15 protein-coding genes are annotated in these 16340 nt (G+C 71.3%); 2 read left to right on the forward strand and 13 right to left on the reverse strand.

Going from position 1 to position 16340, the window contains the following annotated elements:
* The first annotated feature begins 152 nt into the window (after positions 1-152).
* Positions 153-1067, forward strand: coding sequence for a KPN_02809 family neutral zinc metallopeptidase (ypfJ, locus tag A6A27_RS29780; RefSeq protein WP_073837998.1), 915 nt, complete (start codon positions 153-155; stop codon positions 1065-1067).
* Between the two features lie 13 nt (positions 1068-1080).
* Here the strand turns inward: ypfJ and A6A27_RS29785 are convergent, their stop codons facing one another.
* The 11 genes from A6A27_RS29785 to A6A27_RS29835 all read right to left on the reverse strand — a co-directional run bounded on the left by A6A27_RS29785 (position 1081) and on the right by A6A27_RS29835 (position 13719).
* On the reverse strand, positions 1081-1740 hold the full coding sequence (locus A6A27_RS29785; protein ID WP_274534601.1) for an acVLRF1 family peptidyl-tRNA hydrolase: 660 nt from the start codon (positions 1738-1740) through the stop codon (positions 1081-1083).
* Positions 1741-1835: 95 nt separating this feature from the next.
* Positions 1836-5546 (reverse strand): M12 family metallo-peptidase, encoded by a 3711-nt coding sequence (locus A6A27_RS29790; RefSeq protein ID WP_241825518.1) that lies wholly within the window; start codon positions 5544-5546, stop codon positions 1836-1838.
* 373 nt (positions 5547-5919) lie between these two features.
* On the reverse strand, positions 5920-6546 hold the full coding sequence (locus A6A27_RS29795; protein WP_073837966.1) for a LysE family transporter: 627 nt from the start codon (positions 6544-6546) through the stop codon (positions 5920-5922).
* A gap of 353 nt (positions 6547-6899) precedes the next feature.
* The gene (locus tag A6A27_RS29800) at positions 6900-7316 is read right to left on the reverse strand and encodes a metal-sulfur cluster assembly factor (protein ID WP_073837967.1); all 417 of its coding nucleotides are present in this window, start codon (positions 7314-7316) and stop codon (positions 6900-6902) included.
* Entirely contained in the window at positions 7313-7789 is a 477-nt protein-coding gene (gene sufU / locus A6A27_RS29805) for a Fe-S cluster assembly sulfur transfer protein SufU (protein ID WP_073837968.1), read from the reverse strand. The genes A6A27_RS29800 and sufU overlap by 4 nt, the downstream gene beginning before the upstream one ends.
* Positions 7789-9093: a cysteine desulfurase gene (locus tag A6A27_RS29810; protein ID WP_073837969.1), complete on the reverse strand. Its 1305-nt coding sequence runs from the start codon at positions 9091-9093 to the stop codon at positions 7789-7791. The genes sufU and A6A27_RS29810 overlap by 1 nt, the downstream gene beginning before the upstream one ends.
* A gap of 20 nt (positions 9094-9113) precedes the next feature.
* Complete coding sequence (gene sufC / locus A6A27_RS29815) at positions 9114-9887, reverse strand: Fe-S cluster assembly ATPase SufC (RefSeq protein WP_073837970.1); 774 nt, start codon at positions 9885-9887, stop codon at positions 9114-9116.
* Entirely contained in the window at positions 9887-10213 is a 327-nt protein-coding gene (locus A6A27_RS29820; RefSeq protein ID WP_073837971.1) for a non-heme iron oxygenase ferredoxin subunit, read from the reverse strand. The genes sufC and A6A27_RS29820 overlap by 1 nt, the downstream gene beginning before the upstream one ends.
* Positions 10213-11352, reverse strand: coding sequence for a Fe-S cluster assembly protein SufD (sufD, locus tag A6A27_RS29825; protein WP_073837972.1), 1140 nt, complete (start codon positions 11350-11352; stop codon positions 10213-10215). Before sufD ends, A6A27_RS29820 begins: the two co-directional genes overlap by 1 nt.
* A gap of 139 nt (positions 11353-11491) precedes the next feature.
* Entirely contained in the window at positions 11492-12922 is a 1431-nt protein-coding gene (sufB, locus tag A6A27_RS29830; protein ID WP_073837973.1) for a Fe-S cluster assembly protein SufB, read from the reverse strand.
* Positions 12919-13719 (reverse strand): helix-turn-helix transcriptional regulator, encoded by an 801-nt coding sequence (locus A6A27_RS29835; protein ID WP_073837974.1) that lies wholly within the window; start codon positions 13717-13719, stop codon positions 12919-12921. Before A6A27_RS29835 ends, sufB begins: the two co-directional genes overlap by 4 nt.
* Positions 13720-13817: 98 nt before the next feature.
* Here A6A27_RS29835 and A6A27_RS29840 point away from each other — a divergent pair, with 98 nt between their 5' ends.
* Positions 13818-14780, forward strand: coding sequence for a COX15/CtaA family protein (locus A6A27_RS29840; RefSeq protein WP_073837975.1), 963 nt, complete (start codon positions 13818-13820; stop codon positions 14778-14780).
* 225 nt (positions 14781-15005) lie between these two features.
* Here A6A27_RS29840 and A6A27_RS29845 read toward each other — a convergent pair whose 3' ends face one another.
* Both A6A27_RS29845 and A6A27_RS29850 read right to left on the reverse strand, forming a co-directional pair.
* Positions 15006-15914, reverse strand: a complete 909-nt coding sequence (locus tag A6A27_RS29845; RefSeq protein ID WP_073837976.1) for an ATP-grasp domain-containing protein — start codon at positions 15912-15914, stop codon at positions 15006-15008.
* Between the two features lie 7 nt (positions 15915-15921).
* Positions 15922-16254: a hypothetical protein gene (locus A6A27_RS29850; RefSeq protein WP_073837977.1), complete on the reverse strand. Its 333-nt coding sequence runs from the start codon at positions 16252-16254 to the stop codon at positions 15922-15924.
* Between the last annotated feature and the right edge of the window lie 86 nt (positions 16255-16340).

The raw sequence follows: 16340 nt of genomic DNA on the forward strand, positions 1-16340 counted from the left end.
CCTTCGCAGCGCAGCACGGAGGCAAGTGTACCGGGCGTGGCGCTCCCGTCCCGCCGGATTACCGGGCAAGATCATCGGGTACCGGAAACGCCGTCCGGACCCATTCCGGTACCGCAGCCACCACACACGGACGATCGGTGATCGGGGTCAACATGGAACTGAACGAGAACGCGCGGATCGACACCAGCCAGGTGGAGGATCGGCGAGGGTCCGGCGGAGGCGGCGGGATGGGCATTCCGATCCCGATCGGCGGCGGCCGGGGCGGGATCGTGGGCATCATCATCGCCGTCCTCGTGGCCCTGGTCGGCGGCGGCTTCGGCCTCAACGCGGCGACCAACGGCGGCGGCTCGGACCAGGGCGACAACACCGCGCTGGAGCAGAAATGCTCGGCGCAGGACGCGCTCAAGCAGCTCGACTGCCGCAACACCCTCTACGTGAACTCGATCCAGGCGTACTGGCGCACGGCCATGCCTGAGGTCTTCGGCGAGCAGTACCAGCCCTCCAGGACGGTCTTCTTCAGCCAGGCGGTGAGCACCGGCTGCGGCCGGGCCGACTCCGGCGTCGGACCGTTCTACTGCCCGGCCGACGACCTGGTCTACATCGACCTCACCTTCTACCGCCTACTGGCCGACCAACTCGGCGCGGAGGGCGAGTTCGCCCAGCCGTACGTGCTGGCCCACGAGTACGGGCACCACGTGCAGGACCTGCTCGGCACCGAGGCGCAGATGCGCCGCCAGCAGCAGCGCGACCCGAACAACGCCAACGCGCTCTCGGTGAAGCTGGAGCTGCAGGCCGACTGCTACGCGGGCGCCTGGGCGAAGAACGCCACCGGCACCTCGAACGCGCAGGGCCAGAAAATCTTCAAGAGCATCACGGACCAGGACATCCAGCAGGCGATCGACACCGCCGAGAAGATCGGCGACGACGCGATCCAAAAGCGGGCCGGGCGGCCGGTGAACCCGGACGAGTTCACCCACGGCACGTCCGCGCAGCGCCAGCAGTGGTTCACCAAGGGCTACTCCACCGGCGACCCGAAGGCCTGCGACACCTTCGGCGGCACCCTCTGACGGCCAGGGCAGGTCAGTCGCGGTCGTGGTCGCGGTCGCGGACCAGGACGTGCACCGCGCGGGCCGCGGCGATCGCGTTGACCAGCACCGCGTGCCGGGGTTCCGGCACGTCGAGCAGCCGATCGGCGCGCAGCGCTGCAAGCGGGGCCAGCCGGCGGTCGGCCAGCACGGTGTCCACCGCCCGGCGGTCACCACCGCCCACCAGGGCGGCCAGGGTCCCCGCCGCCGGCAGCAGCAGGCGTACCGCCAGCTCCACCGCGTCGCCCAGGGCCGCCTTGGCCTGGTTGTCCCGCCGCCGGGCGAAGCGCTGCTGCGACCAGCCACCGGCGGCGGTGCGGCCCTGCACGTAGCGGGTGTCCACCTTGGAGACGACCAGCTCGGTCCCCTCGGCGACGCCGACCGCCACGGCGCCCTTGCGGGCCAGCAGCAGGCCAAGCCGGCGAGGCGCGCCGGCGGCGGCCACGAACCCGGGTACGTCTGCGCCCGGCGGGACGCCGGGCGGGGTGTGCAGCTCGGCGGTCGCGCCGTCCGGGGCGGCGAGCAGCAGGCCGTACCCCTGGACGGTGGTGGTGGGTGGGCCGTGCCGGTCGGCGAAGCCCTCGACCCAGCGGGCGACGCGGGTCGGGTCCAGCTCGATCCACCGGCCGCCCCCGGCCGCGGGTCGACTGCTCATGCGACGACGGTACGGCATCGGACATCTTCCCGGCACGGCGGGAAATGGAACGCGGGAGGACACCGAGGTCGGCGTCCTCCCGCGCTACCGGTCGGTCAGTGGACGGTGAGGTTGCCACTCGTCAGGTTGACCTCGGCGGTCCCGTTCCCCGTCCAGTCGGACGAGAAGAGCAGGGCACCGCCGTTCCACAGGGTGACCGCGACGGTGTCGTCCCGGCCCGGGGCGCTCCGGTCGGTCACCGTCACCGCCAGCGTCAGGCCGCTGGCGACCAGCTTGCCGTTGCTGTCGTACAGGCTGGCCTGGTAACGCACCTGGGCTACCTTGCCGGCCGAGGTGACCCCGAGCCCGTCAACCGTGCCGGCCTTGATCGTGTAGGACTTTCCGCCGGAGCGGAACGCGATCTCAGCCTGGCCCGAGGCGGCCTTGTTGGCCGTGGCGGGCTTCGCGGTCAGGTCCACCGCGACCTTCGACTTCGTGTCGGCCGGGTACGCCCCCGCCGAGCGGGTGACGGTGATATCGCCGTCACCGGTGAGGAACCCGCCGTCGGAGGCGGCGACCGTCACCTGCGCGGTGGTGCTGCCGGTGTAGTTGCCACCGACCGTCGCGGTGACGGTGTGCGCGCCCTCCGAAAGGGTGGCCTCGCACGCCGCGGATGCGCTGGTGGTGTCCGTGCCGAGCAGGTCCAGCACGCCGGTGCAGAGCGGCACGCCACCCTCGGTGAAGGTGACCGTGGCGGTGCGGATGTCACCCGCGGTGGCGTCCGTCGCCGCCGGCAGCACCGAGCTGTCCTGGACGACGGCCCGCAGCAGGGCCTTGCCGGCGGCACCGCTGGTGGCGGTGGTCACCAGCGTGTCGCCGGCCCAGGTCGCCGCCGCGTCCTCGGCGGTGACCGTGACGGTGAACGAGGTGCTGCCGGCCAGGCCGGCGTCGTCGGACACCGTCACGGTGACCGGGTAGTCACCCGGGGCCGCCGTGGTGGTGCCGGTGACCGTCCAGCTCCGGGTACCAGGAAGGGCGTCCGCCGCGGAGGTGCCCGACACGGCCAGGGACAGGCCGGCGGGCAGCCCCGCGGCGGACGCGGTCAGGGCCGCGCCGGCGGTGTCGCCGTCGGTCGCGGTGATGGTGACCGACGGCGAGAGCGCGTCACTGTACTGGACACGCGCGCCACCGGCCGGGGCGTCGTTCGAGACCACCGGGGCGGACCGGATGGTGAAGTCGGCGTCGTTGACATCGAAGAAGATGTTGCCGATCGCCTCGATCTTGATCCGGGCCTGCTTGGTCGCCACGTTCGGCAGGGTCACCGTCGCGGTGCCGGTGTTCGCAGTCTGCCCGGCCAGCACGTACGGGAAGGTCAGCCCGCCGTCGGCGGAGAGCGAGATCTTCACCTGGCTGGCGTTCACCGGCGCCGCGTCGGTGCCGGCCACGTCCCAGGTCACCGTCTGGGTCGAGCCGCCGTCCAGGACGGCGGCGGTGCCCTGCGAGGTGACCAGGAACGGACCGGCGTTCGGGGCCAGCACGACCGCCACGTCGGCGCTGCCGACGCCGCCGCCGCCCAGCCGCCCGTCCCGGGCGGTGAGCTTGAAGTGCATGGTCCGGTCGTTGGTGAAGCCGACCCAGTCCCGGGTGGGCAGGAACTCGGAGTAGCAGTCGACGAGCTCGGTCGGCACGTTCGAGGCGCCCCCGGTGGGCGGCGGCGCCGGAGCGGCCGGGCAGGCGCCCGTCTTGGCGTTGGTGTTGCCCGCCAGGATCTGCTTCATGTCGGGGAACACCCGGGTCGAGTTGGTGGTCACCGCGTTCTGACCCGGCGAGTGGTACTTCAGGGTGTCGCTCGGCGACACGTACGCCGCCTCGCCGAACACCCGGAACAGCGGACCGTTGGTCTTGGTGTTGTTCACCAGCGCGGTGCCGGCGCTGGCGCCCCGGTCGTTCTGCTCCCACAGGTACGTCACCGTGTCGCCGTCGGAGTCGGTGGCGCTGCCGGTCAACGCGAACGGGGTACGCACCGGGATGGTGACGGTGCCCGGCACGGTCACCACCGGGGCGTGGTTGGCGGTCTCCTCGACCACGTGGCCGCCGTTGTCGATGGCGCCGCCCTTGGCCGTCTCACCGACGAAACCGGAGGCACCGGAGAAGTTGGTGAGCGCGAGCGACGCCACGTTGGTGTTGGCCAGCGTGCCGCCGAAGGTCACCTGGAAACCGGTGTCGTTCAGCGTGCCGCTGCCGCCGAAGGCGGCCACGGTGACGGTCGCGCCGGCCGGCCAGCCGGCGATCCCCTCGATGGCGGCCTTGATACCGGCGGTGGTGTAGTTGACTCCCCGCACGATCGACGCCGAGTCGTTGCCGGCGTAGTTGACGGTGAACGAGTCACCGTTGGTGTCGTAGTCGTACAGCGAGACGGTCTGCACCTCGCTGATCGCCGCACGGCTCGACGTGACATACGTGGTGATCTCGGTGTAGCTGCGGTGCGACCAGTACGGGTCGCTGTGCGGCTGAAGATTGTCCTGCTGGCAGATGCCGGCGTACGCCATGATGGACGACCCGCTGCCCGGCTCGTACGAGTTCGCCGCGCTGCGGTTGCCACCCGAGCAGTTGTACTGCGTGCCATTGAAGGTGTGGTTACCGGCGAACTGGTGACCCATCTCGTGCGACACGTAGTCCACCGCGTAGAAATCACCGATCGGCGTCGGCAGGCCGGTGCAGCCCTGCGCCTTGCTGTTGCCGCCGATCACGCCGAGGCTGGCCACGCCGCCGCCGTTCACGCCCAGGCCGATGTGGCCCACGTCGTAGTTGCTGGCGCCGACGAGCTGGCCGAGCACGATCCGGTTACGGCTGAGGGTGCCGCTGCCGCACGAGCTGAGCTGCGCCGTGGTGAAGCAGGCCGCCGCACCGCACGGGCCGTTCGGCTCGGTGGCCAGCGCCGGTGTGTTCAGGTTGGTCTTGTCGGTGTCGTTGATCAGGACGAGCCGGATCGCAGTCTCGTCCTCGTAGATCTGGGTGACCCGGTTCATCAGGGTGACCTTGGCGGCGGTGACGTTCTCCGCGCCGAAGAAGGTGGCGTAGGAGGGGTCGGTCACCAGCGCCACCCGGTAGGTGCGCAGCTTCACCAGCGGTCCGGCGGGAACCTCCGCCTGGGCCGCGGCAACCTCGTCCTCGAGCGCGTGCGCCGCGGACTCCACGTCCTCCCGCTCGACGAACTCGCCGTGCGGGTTCTCCAGGTCACGGGCGAAGTAGCTCGCGTACAGGCTCTGGTCGAGGTGGTAGTAGGGGTCGATGTACCAGTTGCCGGTCGCCGAGCGGACCGAGGCGTGGAAGCCGAGCGGGGTCAGGTCCGCCCGGATGGTCGCGCTCGGGTCGTCCAGGCCCTTGCCGGCGTACGTGGTGATCTCGGGGTGCGCGGCGGCCAGACCGGCCTCCATGACCGGCGAGTCGACCAGCTCGAAGCGCTGGAACGTCCCGTCGGGCGCCGGCAGCGACACCACCTGCCGCGCGGCGCGCGCCAGGCCGCGGCGCTGCTCCGCCGGCGCCTTGTCCAGCAGGCTCTTCATGCTGCCGCGGTCCAGCGTGTACGCCGCCAGCCGCTCGGCCTTGACGGCGGCCTTCCGGCCCGCCTTGGTCGGCGCCGGCTTGCCGTCGACCTTGTGCCACGGACCGTTGCCGGACGGTGCGGCGGAGGCCGGCGCGGGTGCCGCGAGGGCCGGCAGCGCCGCCGCGGCCAGCACGGCGACCAGGAGGGCAGCGATCCGCCCGCGCCGCGACCGGCTGTCCGGTTTCCGGTCGCGCGGCGGACGTACCAGAGTGATCCTCAAGTCGTCTCCCTGCTCAGTGGAGGGTGGAACCGACCCGCGCCCCCCGGGGGTGACCGGGCGTACGCGAGTGATTTACGAATTGGTCAGAGACCCTAGGCGCACGACGGACTTCGAACATCACCCGGAAAGCGGAGGCGGCTCTGCCAGGACGGCGTCCGGTGCCCGCCCGGCGGGCGGGTATCGGCGCAGGTCACCGTCACCCCGCGCCGGGGCGGCCCACCCGACGACTGAGCACCGGAGGTCGGAGACGGGAGCAAAAACCGTGCTTTCGGTCGGCTGAACTGCCGGTTCGCACGATGCCCGTGTCACAGACCTGCAGCGGTTCCGTCATGAGACTGTCATATTCCAACCGTCCATGATGGCCAGTGACTCGTCACCCGCTGAGCAGGGTGGCGACGGCGAGCGCCGCGATGATGGCGCTGGACAGCAACGCGGTCACCCGGCGCCCACGCGCACCGGTGAGCGCCCGACCGATCAGCGTGCCACCCCCGGCGATCACCAACTGCCAGCTGGCCGAGGCGAGGAACGCCCCGAGGACGAAGAGCAGGGCGGCACGCGGGCCCGAACCGCCCACCTCGCCGCGACCGAGGATCAGGGCCGCGAAGTAGACCACGGTGGCCGGGTTGAGCAGAGTCAGCGCGAGGATCGCGGTGAACGCCCGCACCGGGGTGTCCAGGCCACCCCGCCCGACGGCCGCCCGAGCCGGGACAGCGGGGCGCAACGCTCGCCAGGCCCCGTGCCCGGCGAGGGCGAGCAGCACCCCGGCGGCGACCCACCGCAGCGGTCCGCCGAACGGCGCGAGCCAGCCGGCCACCGCCGCGCCGCCGAGGGCCGCCACTGCGGCGTAGAGGCCGTCGGCGGCGGCCACCCCGAGCGCCGCCGCCGCGCCGACCCGGAACCCGGTACGCGCGCTCAGCCCGAGGATGAGGATCGCGATCGCGCCGACCGGAATGGCGACGCCGTAGCCGGCGACCAAGCCGGCGAGGAACGCCCCGCTCACGACGGTCGAAGGCGGGTCGAGGCGGACCCGGGCACGGTGCGCTGTCGACGCGCGACGGTCGCCGCGCGGACAGGAACCTGCTTCGGGTACGCCTCGATCACCCGGTCATCCTGCGCCCCTCTTCCCCTGCCCCGCCACCGCATTTCCCGCGCTCCGCGCCCCGCACACCCGGCACCCGGCACCTGGCACCCGAGATCGCACTAATTCCTAGATGTGGGGGCCTGGCATCGCCCCGAGGCCACCACATCCAGGATCGAGCGTGACGTTGGCGGGCCGGGCGGACAGGGGCGGCGAAAACGTGTCGAGCGCGACGCCCCGGAGGGCGCCGCGCTCGATAGCGGTGATCGGTCGGGTCAGACGTTGAAGCCGAGGGAGCGGAGCTGGTCCCGGCCCTCGTCGGTGATCTTGTCGGGGCCCCACGGCGGCAGCCACACCCAGTTGATCCGGATGTCGTTGACCAGTCCGCCGCCCGGGCCGGTGGTCAGCGCCTGCCGGGCCTGGTCCTCGATCACGTCGGTGAGCGGGCAGGCCGCCGAGGTCAGCGTCATGTCCAGGGTGGCGACGTTCTCGTCGTCGACGTGGACGCCATACACCAGACCCAGGTCAACCACGTTAATGCCCAGCTCCGGGTCGACGACGTCCTTCATCGCCTCCTCGATGTCGGCGATCGCGGCCTTGCCGGCCGGGGCTGCCCCGCCGGTGGCCGGCGTCGCCGCGCCGTCGGTCGCCACGGCGCCGGCCTCCGGCGTGGTGGTCTCGTCGCTGCTCATGCCTCTACCTCCGTCGGGCTCACGCCCACCCCGGCGCGTGCCGCCGCATCCTTGAACGCCATCCACGACAGCAACGCGCACTTCACCCGGGCCGGATAGCGCGCGACACCCGCGAACGCCACCCCGTCACCGAGCACTTCCTCGTCCGGCGTGACCTGGCCACGCCCGGACATCAACGCCACGAACGCGTCGTGCACCACGGAGGCGTCGTCCGCGGCCCGGCCGCGCAGCAGCTCGTGCAGGACGCTGGCCGACGCCTGGCTGATCGAGCAGCCCATCCCGTCGTACGAGATGTCGGTGAACACCTTGCCGTCGGTGGTCACCCGCACGGTGATCTCGTCGCCGCAGGTCGGGTTGACGTGGTGCGCCTCGCCGACCCGGGCGTCCGTGTCCGCCGCCTCCCGCAGGCCACGGCCGTGCGGGTGCTTGTAGTGGTCCAGGATGATCTCCTGGTAGAGCTGGTCGAGCTGCATCAGTCGAACACCTTCCGCACCTGCTCGAGACCGGCCACCAGCGCGTCGATCTCCTCCGTCGTGGTGTACAGGTAGAACGACGCCCGCGTCATGGCCGGCACCCCGAACCGGGTGCACACCGGCTTCGCGCAGTGGTGCCCCACCCGGACCTGCACGCCGAGCGAGTCGAGCACCTGCCCGACGTCGTGCGGGTGCACGTCGCCGAGCGCGAACGAGATCGTCCCGCCCCGGCCGACCGGCACGTTCGGACCGAAGATGCGCAGCCCCGGCACGGTGGCGAGGGCGTCCAGCGCGTACGCCGTCAGCTCCTTCTCGTGCCACTGGACGGCACGCATGCCGATCCCGCTGAGGTAGTCCACGGCCGCGCCGAGCGCGACGGCCTCGGCGATCGGCGGGGTGCCCGCCTCGAACCGGGCCGGCGGCGCGGCGAACGTCGACCGGGCCATCGTCACCGTCTCGATCATCGAGCCGCCGCCGAGCACCGGCGGCATCGCGGCGAGCAGCTCCGACCGGCCCCAGAGCACGCCGATGCCGGTCGGGCCGCACATCTTGTGCCCGGTGAAGACGATGAAGTCCGCGTCGTGGTCGACCACGTCCATCGGCATGTGCGGCACCGACTGCGAGCAGTCGAGCAGCAGCAGGGCGCCCACCTCGCGAACCCGCTGGGTGATCCGCGCGGTCGCGTTGACCGTGCCCAGGATGTTCGAGGTGTGCACCAGCGAGACGATCTTCGTCCGCTCGGTGACCAGGTCCGCCAGCCCGGACTCGTCGAGCCGGCCGTGGTCGGTGACCGGGAACCAGCGCAGGGTGGCGCCGGTCCGCTCCGCCAGGAGCTGCCACGGGACGATGTTCGAGTGGTGCTCCATCTCGGAGATCACGATCTCGTCGCCCGGGCCGAGCCGGAAGCGTGGGTCGGCGTCGGCGCGCAGCGAGGCGTTGGAGAACGCGTACGCCACGATGTTGATCGCCTCGGTGGAGTTCTTGGTGAACACCACCTCGTCCACGCTCGGCGCGTTGATGAACGCGGCGATCTTCGCGCGGGCCCCCTCGTACGCCTCGGTCGCCTCGGTGCCCAGGGTGTGCACCGAGCGCGACACGTTGGCGTTGTGCCGCGCGTAGTGCTCGGCGAGCACGTCGAGCACCTGCCGCGGCTTGTGGGAGGTGTTGGCGCTGTCGAGATAGACCAGCCGGTGCCCGTTGATCTCCCGGTCCAGGATCGGGAAGTCGGCGCGCACCGCGTCCACGTCGTAACGTGGCACGTCGTCGTACTGCGGCATTCCCGGCGGGATGGCGATGGTGGTCATATCCGCGGTCCTTCCGGCTCTCAGGCCCGCGCCGAACCGGCCCCGGCGACGTACCGCTCGTAGCCCTCTTCCTCGAGCTTGTCGGCCAGCTCCGGGCCGCCCTGCTCGACGATCCGGCCGGCCACGAAGACGTGCACGAAGTCGGGCTTGATGTAGCGCAGGATCCGGGTGTAGTGGGTGATCAGCAGCAGGCCGGTGTCGCCGGTGTCGCGGACCCGGTTCACGCCCTCGCTAACCACGCGCAGCGCGTCCACGTCGAGGCCGGAGTCGGTCTCGTCGAGGATCGCCATCTTCGGCTTAAGCAGCTCCAGCTGCACGATCTCGTGCCGCTTCTTCTCGCCGCCGGAGAAGCCCTCGTTGACGTTGCGCTGGGCGAACGCCGGGTCCATCTGCAGCTTCTCCATGGCGCCGCGCAGCTCGCCGGCCCAGGTGCGCAGCTTCGGCGCCTCGCCGTCGATCGCGGTCTTGGCGGTACGCAGGAAGTTGGCGACAGAGACGCCGGGAACCTCGACCGGGTACTGCATGGCCAGGAAGAGGCCGGCACGGGCCCGCTCGTCGACGGACATGGCCAGCACGTCCTCGCCGTCGAGGGTCACCGAACCGCCGGTGATCTCGTACTTGGGGTGGCCGGCGATCGAGTACGCCAGGGTCGACTTGCCGGAGCCGTTCGGGCCCATGATCGCGTGGGTCTCGCCCGACCTCACAGCCAGGTCGACCCCGTGCAGGATCGGCTTGAGCTCACCCTCGGGCAGCTTGACCGACACCTTCAGGTCGCGGATCTCCAGGGTGCTCATTATCGGGTCACTCCATTGCTCGGCGTCAGGCTGACGTAGATGTCGCCGTCGCGGACTTCGACGGGATAGACGGGAACGGGTTCGGTCGCGGGCAGCCCGGTGGGCTCACCGGTACGCAGGTCGAAACGGGATCCGTGCAGCCAGCATTCCAGCGTGCACCCCTCGATCTCGCCCTCGGATAGGGCCACCGCGGCGTGCGAGCACTCGTCGTACACGGCGTAGAAGTTGTCGTCCTCGCCGTGCACGATCGCGATCTGGGTGCCGTCGACGTCGGCGCTGATCGCGGTGCCCTTCGGCACGTCCTCGGTCGCGCAGATCCTGATCATCAGGCGCCGGCCTTGGTCAGACGGGCCTCGATCGCGTCGCCGAGCCGCTCGCGCAGCTCCTCGACCGGGATCTTGTTGATCAGCTCGGCGAAGAAGCCGCGGACCACCAGGCGGCGGGCCTCCGCCTCCGGGATGCCGCGGGCCATCAGGTAGAAGAGCTGCTCGTCGTCGAAGCGGCCGGTCGCGCTGGCGTGGCCGGCGCCGGCGATCTCGCCGGTCTCGATCTCCAGGTTGGGTACGGAGTCCGCCCGGGCGCCGTCGGTGAGCAGCAGGTTCCGGTTGATCTCGTACGTGTCGGTGCCGGTCGCCTCGGCCCGGATCAGCACGTCACCGACCCAGACCGTGTGCGCGCTGTCGCCCTGCAGGGCGCCCCGGTAGCCGACGTAGCTGCGGCAGTCCGGCACCGTGTGGTCGACCAGCTGCCGGTGCTCCAGGTGCTGGCCGGAGTCGGCGAAGTAGACGCCGTACAGCTCGGCCTCGCCGCCCCGGTCGCCGTACTCCACCGAGGTGTACTGCCGGACCAGGTCACCGCCGAGGCTGACCTGCACATGGATCACCTTGGCGTCGCGACCCAGCCGCACCTTGAGGTGCTGCGCCTGGACGGCGTCGTCGGCCCAGTCGGCGACGGTGACCAGGGTCAGCTTCGCGCCGTCGGCCACCGCCACCTCGACGTTGTCGGCGAGGGTGGCGGAACCGGCGTGCTCCAGCACCAGGGTCACCTCGGCGAACCGGCCCACCTCGACGAAGGTGTGGCCGAAGGCGAGCTTGTCGGCGCCCTCGCCGACCACCCGCAGGCGCGCCGGCGCGGTCACCACCGCGTCCCGGGCGACCTGCACCAGCAGCGCCTGCTCGACCCCGCCGTACGCCAGCGCGCTGACCCGGTCGAACGGGGTGAGCACGCTGCCCACCCGCGGGTCGTCCTTGCCGATCCGGCTGACGGTGACGCCCTCGGGCAGGTCGGCGTACTCGTGGCGGACCGTGCCGGTCGCGGCCTGCGCCCCGACCAGGCCGCGCAGGCGCTTGAGCGGGGTGAAACGCCACTCCTCCTCCAGGCCCGTCAGGGTCGGGAAGTCGGCGACGTCGTACGAGCGGAGCGCCTGCGACTTGGTGGCGGGCGGCGCGGAAGCCTGGGTAGTCATCTCTTCCTTGCTGTTCTGCGACGGCGGTGTTTCGTGCTGGGTCCGGCGGGCCGGTGTGACCGGCCCGCCGGGCGACCACTCCGGCCCGGCGCGTCTTCCGCCGCGCCGCGACCCGGAGCAGTCGTCGGGGTGGCCGGGATCAGCCGACCGCGCCCTCCATCTGGAGCTCGATCAGGCGGTTGAGCTCCAGGGCGTACTCCATCGGCAGTTCCTTGGCGATCGGCTCGATGAAGCCGCGCACGATCATCGCCATCGCCTCGTCCTCGCTCAGGCCCCGGCTCATCAGGTAGAAGAGCTGGTCCTCGCTGACCTTGGAGACGGTCGCCTCGTGGCCCATCGACACGTCGTCCTCACGGATGTCGACGTAGGGGTAGGTGTCCGAACGGGAGATGGTGTCGACCAGCAGCGCGTCGCACTTGACCGTGCTGCGGCTGCTGTGCGAACCCTCCAGCACCTGCACCAGGCCGCGGTACGAGGTGCGGCCGCCGCCCCGGGCGATCGACTTCGACACGATGGTCGAGGAGGTGTGCGGCGCGGCGTGCACCATCTTGGCGCCGGCGTCCTGGTGCTGGCCCTCGCCGGCCATGGCCACCGAGAGCACCTCGCCCTTGGCGTGCTCGCCGGTCATGTAGACCGCCGGGTACTTCATGGTGACCTTGGAACCGATGTTGCCGTCGATCCACTCCATGGTCGCGCCCTCGTGGCAGACGGCGCGCTTGGTGACCAGGTTGTAGACGTTGTTCGACCAGTTCTGGATGGTCGTGTAGCGGCAGCGCGCGTTCTTCTTGACGATGATCTCGACCACGGCGCTGTGCAGCGAGTCCGAGGAGTAGATGGGCGCGGTGCAGCCCTCGACGTAGTGCACGTACGCACCCTCGTCGACGATGATCAGCGTCCGCTCGAACTGGCCCATGTTCTCCGTGTTGATCCGGAAGTAGGCCTGCAGCGGGATCTCCACGTGCACGCCCTTCGGCACGTAGATGAACGAGCCACCGGACCAGACGGAGGTGTTCAGCGCGGCGAACTTGTTGTCGCCGACCGGGATGACCGTGCCGAAGTACTCCTTGAACAGGTCCTCGTGCTCGCGCAGTGCGGTGTCGGTGTCGAGGAAGAGGACACCCTGCTCCTCGAGGTCCTCACGGATCTTGTGGTAGACGACCTCGGACTCGTACTGCGCCGCGACACCGGCGATCAGCCGCTGCTTCTCCGCCTCGGGGATGCCCAGCTTGTCGTAGGTGTTCTTGATGTCCTCGGGCAGGTCCTCCCAGGAGGCGGCCTGCTTCTCCGTGGACCGGACGAAGTACTTGATGTTGTTGAAGTCGATCCCGGTGAGGTCGGCGCCCCAGGCCGGCATCGGCTTGCGCTCGAACAGCCGCAGGCCCTTCAGGCGTAGGTCGAGCATCCAGGCCGGCTCGTTCTTCTTGGCCGAGATGTCCCGCACCACCGCCTCGTTCAGGCCGCGCTGGGCGGACGCCCCGGCGACGTCGGGGTCGGCCCAGCCGTACTCGTAGCGACCGAGGGCGGCGAGCTGCTCCTCCTGGGTCAGGGGCTGGACGATCTGCTCGGTCATCTATCTGTCCTCACAGTGGTGACGGTGTTACCGGACTTACGCGGCTGGGCCGGGATGTGCGTGGTGCACACCCCGTCGCCGTGTGCGATGGTGGCCAGGCGCTGCACGTGGGTGCCGACCAGACGGGAGATCACCGCCGTCTCGGCCTCGCACAGCTGCGGAAACTCGGCGGCCACGTGCGCCACCGGGCAGTGGTGCTGGCAGAGCTGGCCGCCGGAGGCGATCGTGGATGCGTTGGCAGCGTAGCCCTCGGCGGTGAGCGCCCCCGCGAGCGCCTCCGCCCGCGCGAGCGGGCCGTCGCCGGCGTCCTCCATGGCGGCCCGGCAGCGGGCCTCCAGCGCGGAGACCTGCTCGGCGGCGAACGCCTCGACCGCCTCCGGGCCGCCGGTGCGGGCGATCCAGCGCAGCGCGGCGGTGGCCATGTTGTCGTAGTGGTGGGTGCCGCAACGCACCCGGGCCGACTCGGTCAGCGCGAAGACCTTGGCCGGGCGGCCCCGCCCCCGGCTGCCCCGGACGACCTGCTCCCGGGCGACCACGTCGCCGTCGGCGAGCATCGCGTCCAGGTGCCGGCGGATCGCCGCCGGGCTCAACCCGAGCGCCGAGCCGAGCTGGGCGGCGGTGGTCGCGCCCCGCTCCAGCAGCAGCTGGGTGACCCGGTCGCGGGTGGAAAGATCGGCGGACGCGGCCTGCGACGACTCCACCTCGGCACGCCTGACGCCGTGGCGCGACCTGGGGCCGTCGCCGGCGACCTGCCCGGTCGCCGGCGGTTGCCCGGAGAGCGCCGCCGCGTTTTTCACAACGGCAACGTTACGTAATTCCCGGGGGGCCTGCAAACCGGTACCCCGGTGATTCCCGACACCGGGGTACCGGAGTCACCCGATCGGGGACCACTACGATGCGTAGGATTCGCTCCGTGAAGCCTTCCGTCCGGTTCCCGGTCTCCCCCGCGCTGCTGCGCCGCCTCGCGTACGCCTCGATCATCGCGAACGTGGCGATCGTGGTCACCGGCGGGGCGGTCCGGCTCACCGCCTCCGGTCTCGGCTGCCCCACCTGGCCCCGGTGCACCGACGAGTCGTACACCACCACGCCCGAGATGGGCGTGCACGGGGTGATCGAGTTCGGCAACCGGCTGCTCACCTTCGCGGTGGGCGTCATCGCGCTCGCCGTGGTGCTCGCCGTGCTGGCCCAGCGGCCCCGCCGGCGCGGGCTGCTGCCGCTCGCGGTCGGCGTGCTGTTCGGCATCCCCGCCCAAGCGGTGATCGGCGGGTTCACCGTGCTGACCAACCTCAACCCGTGGGTGGTCGGGCTGCACTTCCTCGCCTCGATGGTGGTGATCGCCGCCGCGTACGCCCTCTGGCGGCGGACCGGCGAGCCGGACGTCCCGGCGACCCCCACCGTGCCGGCGCCGCTGCGCACCCTCGCCGCGCTCACCACGCTGGTGAGCGCGGCGGTGCTGGTGATCGGCACCTGGGTGACCGGCAGTGGCCCGCACGCCGGCGACCAGGGCGCGGCGCGCAACGGGCTCGACCCGGAGTCGATCTCGCAGGTGCACGCCGACGGGGTCTTCCTGCTGATCGGCCTCTCGGTCGCGCTGGTCTTCGCGTTCCGCGCGGTGGGGGCCGAGCGGGCCACCCGGGCCGCCGTGGTGCTGGTCGCCGTCGAACTGGGTCAGGGCCTGATCGGCTTCGTGCAGTACTTCACCCACCTGCCGGCGGTGCTGGTCGCCGCGCACATGCTCGGTTCCTGCCTGGTGCTGCTGGCCACCCTGGCCGTGCTCTGGTCGACCCGGGAGCGCCGCCCGGTCGCCCCGGCACCGCAGCCCACCCGGGCCCCCGAGCCCGCCACCGCCGCCGCCTGACCCGCCCACCTTCCTGGCGGCCGCGCTCCCCGCGGTCAAGTTCCGCGCAATTTTCCCTGATGTAGTGGCCTCTGCGCGCGTGGTGGCCCCTACTTCCCTGACGTTGTGCGGATCTCGGCCGCGCCGAGCGGGGCGGGGCAGGCGGGGCCGGTAAGCGGGCGGGGCGACAAAAGGAACGGGTGCGTTTGTCGTCGCCGCGGCGACGACAAACGCACCCGAAGACGGTCAGCTCAGGTGGGTGGCGATCGCCTCGGCGAGGCGGTCGGGGGCGCCGTCGGCGTACCCGATGAACAGGCTGGGCTCGGTGAGCTCCAACTCGACCAGGACGGGCGACCCGTCCGGGCCCGGGATGAGGTCCGCCCGGGCGTAGAGCAGCCGCCCGGGGCCGCCGGGCAGCACGGCCAGGGTCTTCTCCGCCACGGCGAGTTGCTCGGGCGTGGTCGACCGGGGCGTGATCTCCTCGCGCTTGTAGAGTTCCGCGACGCCCAGGTCCGGACCGACCAGCATGGGACCCTTGCGGATCGCGTGGCTGAACGCCAGGCCGCCGGGCCCGGCCAGGAAGAGCAGCGCGGTCTCCCCGGCGGTGTCCACCGCGTCCAGGTACGGCTGGATCATGGCGACCCGGCCGGCGTCGGAGAGCCGCCGCACGTGCGCCTCGGCCAGTTCCCGGTGCGCCGGGTTGGCCAGGTCGTACCGGCCGGTGTCCTGGCTGCCGGCGCTGACCGCCGGCTTGATCACGTACTCGCCGGTGTCGGCGGGCGGCGTCCAGTCCCGCCCCGGCTCCACCCAGGTGGTCGGGACGGTCGGCACGCCGGCGGCGGACAGCTCGGCCAGGTAGCGCTTGTCGGTGTTCCAGGCGACCACGTCGGCCGGGTTGACGAGGCGCGGGACGGTCTGCGCCCAGGCGACGAACTCGTCGCGGCGCAGCGCGTAGTCCCACGGCGAGCGGAGCACGACCAGGTCGTACGCCGACCAGTCGGCGGTCGGGTCGTCCCAGACCACCACCTCGGCGGTGATGCCGTGGGCGGCCAGCGGGGCGAGCACGAGCCGGTCGTCCGGGTCGAGGTCGGCCAGCGCGGTACAGGTGACGAGAGCGACCCGGGGTTCCCCCCGGGTCGACTGGTGGTGGGTCATCTGTCGATCAACGGGCCATCGTGCGCCGGGCCATCGACCGCCAGAGGTCGTTGCTCGGACGCATCTGGTCCATCAGTTCACGCTCCCAGGCGTTCTCGACGGCGACCCCGGCCTTGGCGCAGGCCTGCCGCGCGACGTCGGTGTCGTCGGCGAACTGGTCGGCCCACGCACCGTCCTCACCCACGAGGACGATCCGCGCGCCGCGCTTGCCGACGTACTCGATGACCGCCTTCGCCCCGCCGTGCCCGACGGCGAACGACTTGATGCCCGCGACCAGGCCGTTTGGGGCCTGCTCGGCGGTCTGTTCAGCCGTCAGCGTCGTATCGGAACCATCTGCCATGACGCGAAGCCTAAGCAGACTTCCACCCACATGTGCGAGAACGATGAACCAATTGTGATGCCAATTACCTACGGGTTTAAGGAAGA

The organism is Micromonospora sp. CB01531, assembly GCF_001905095.1.
Classification (GTDB): domain Bacteria; phylum Actinomycetota; class Actinomycetes; order Mycobacteriales; family Micromonosporaceae; genus Micromonospora.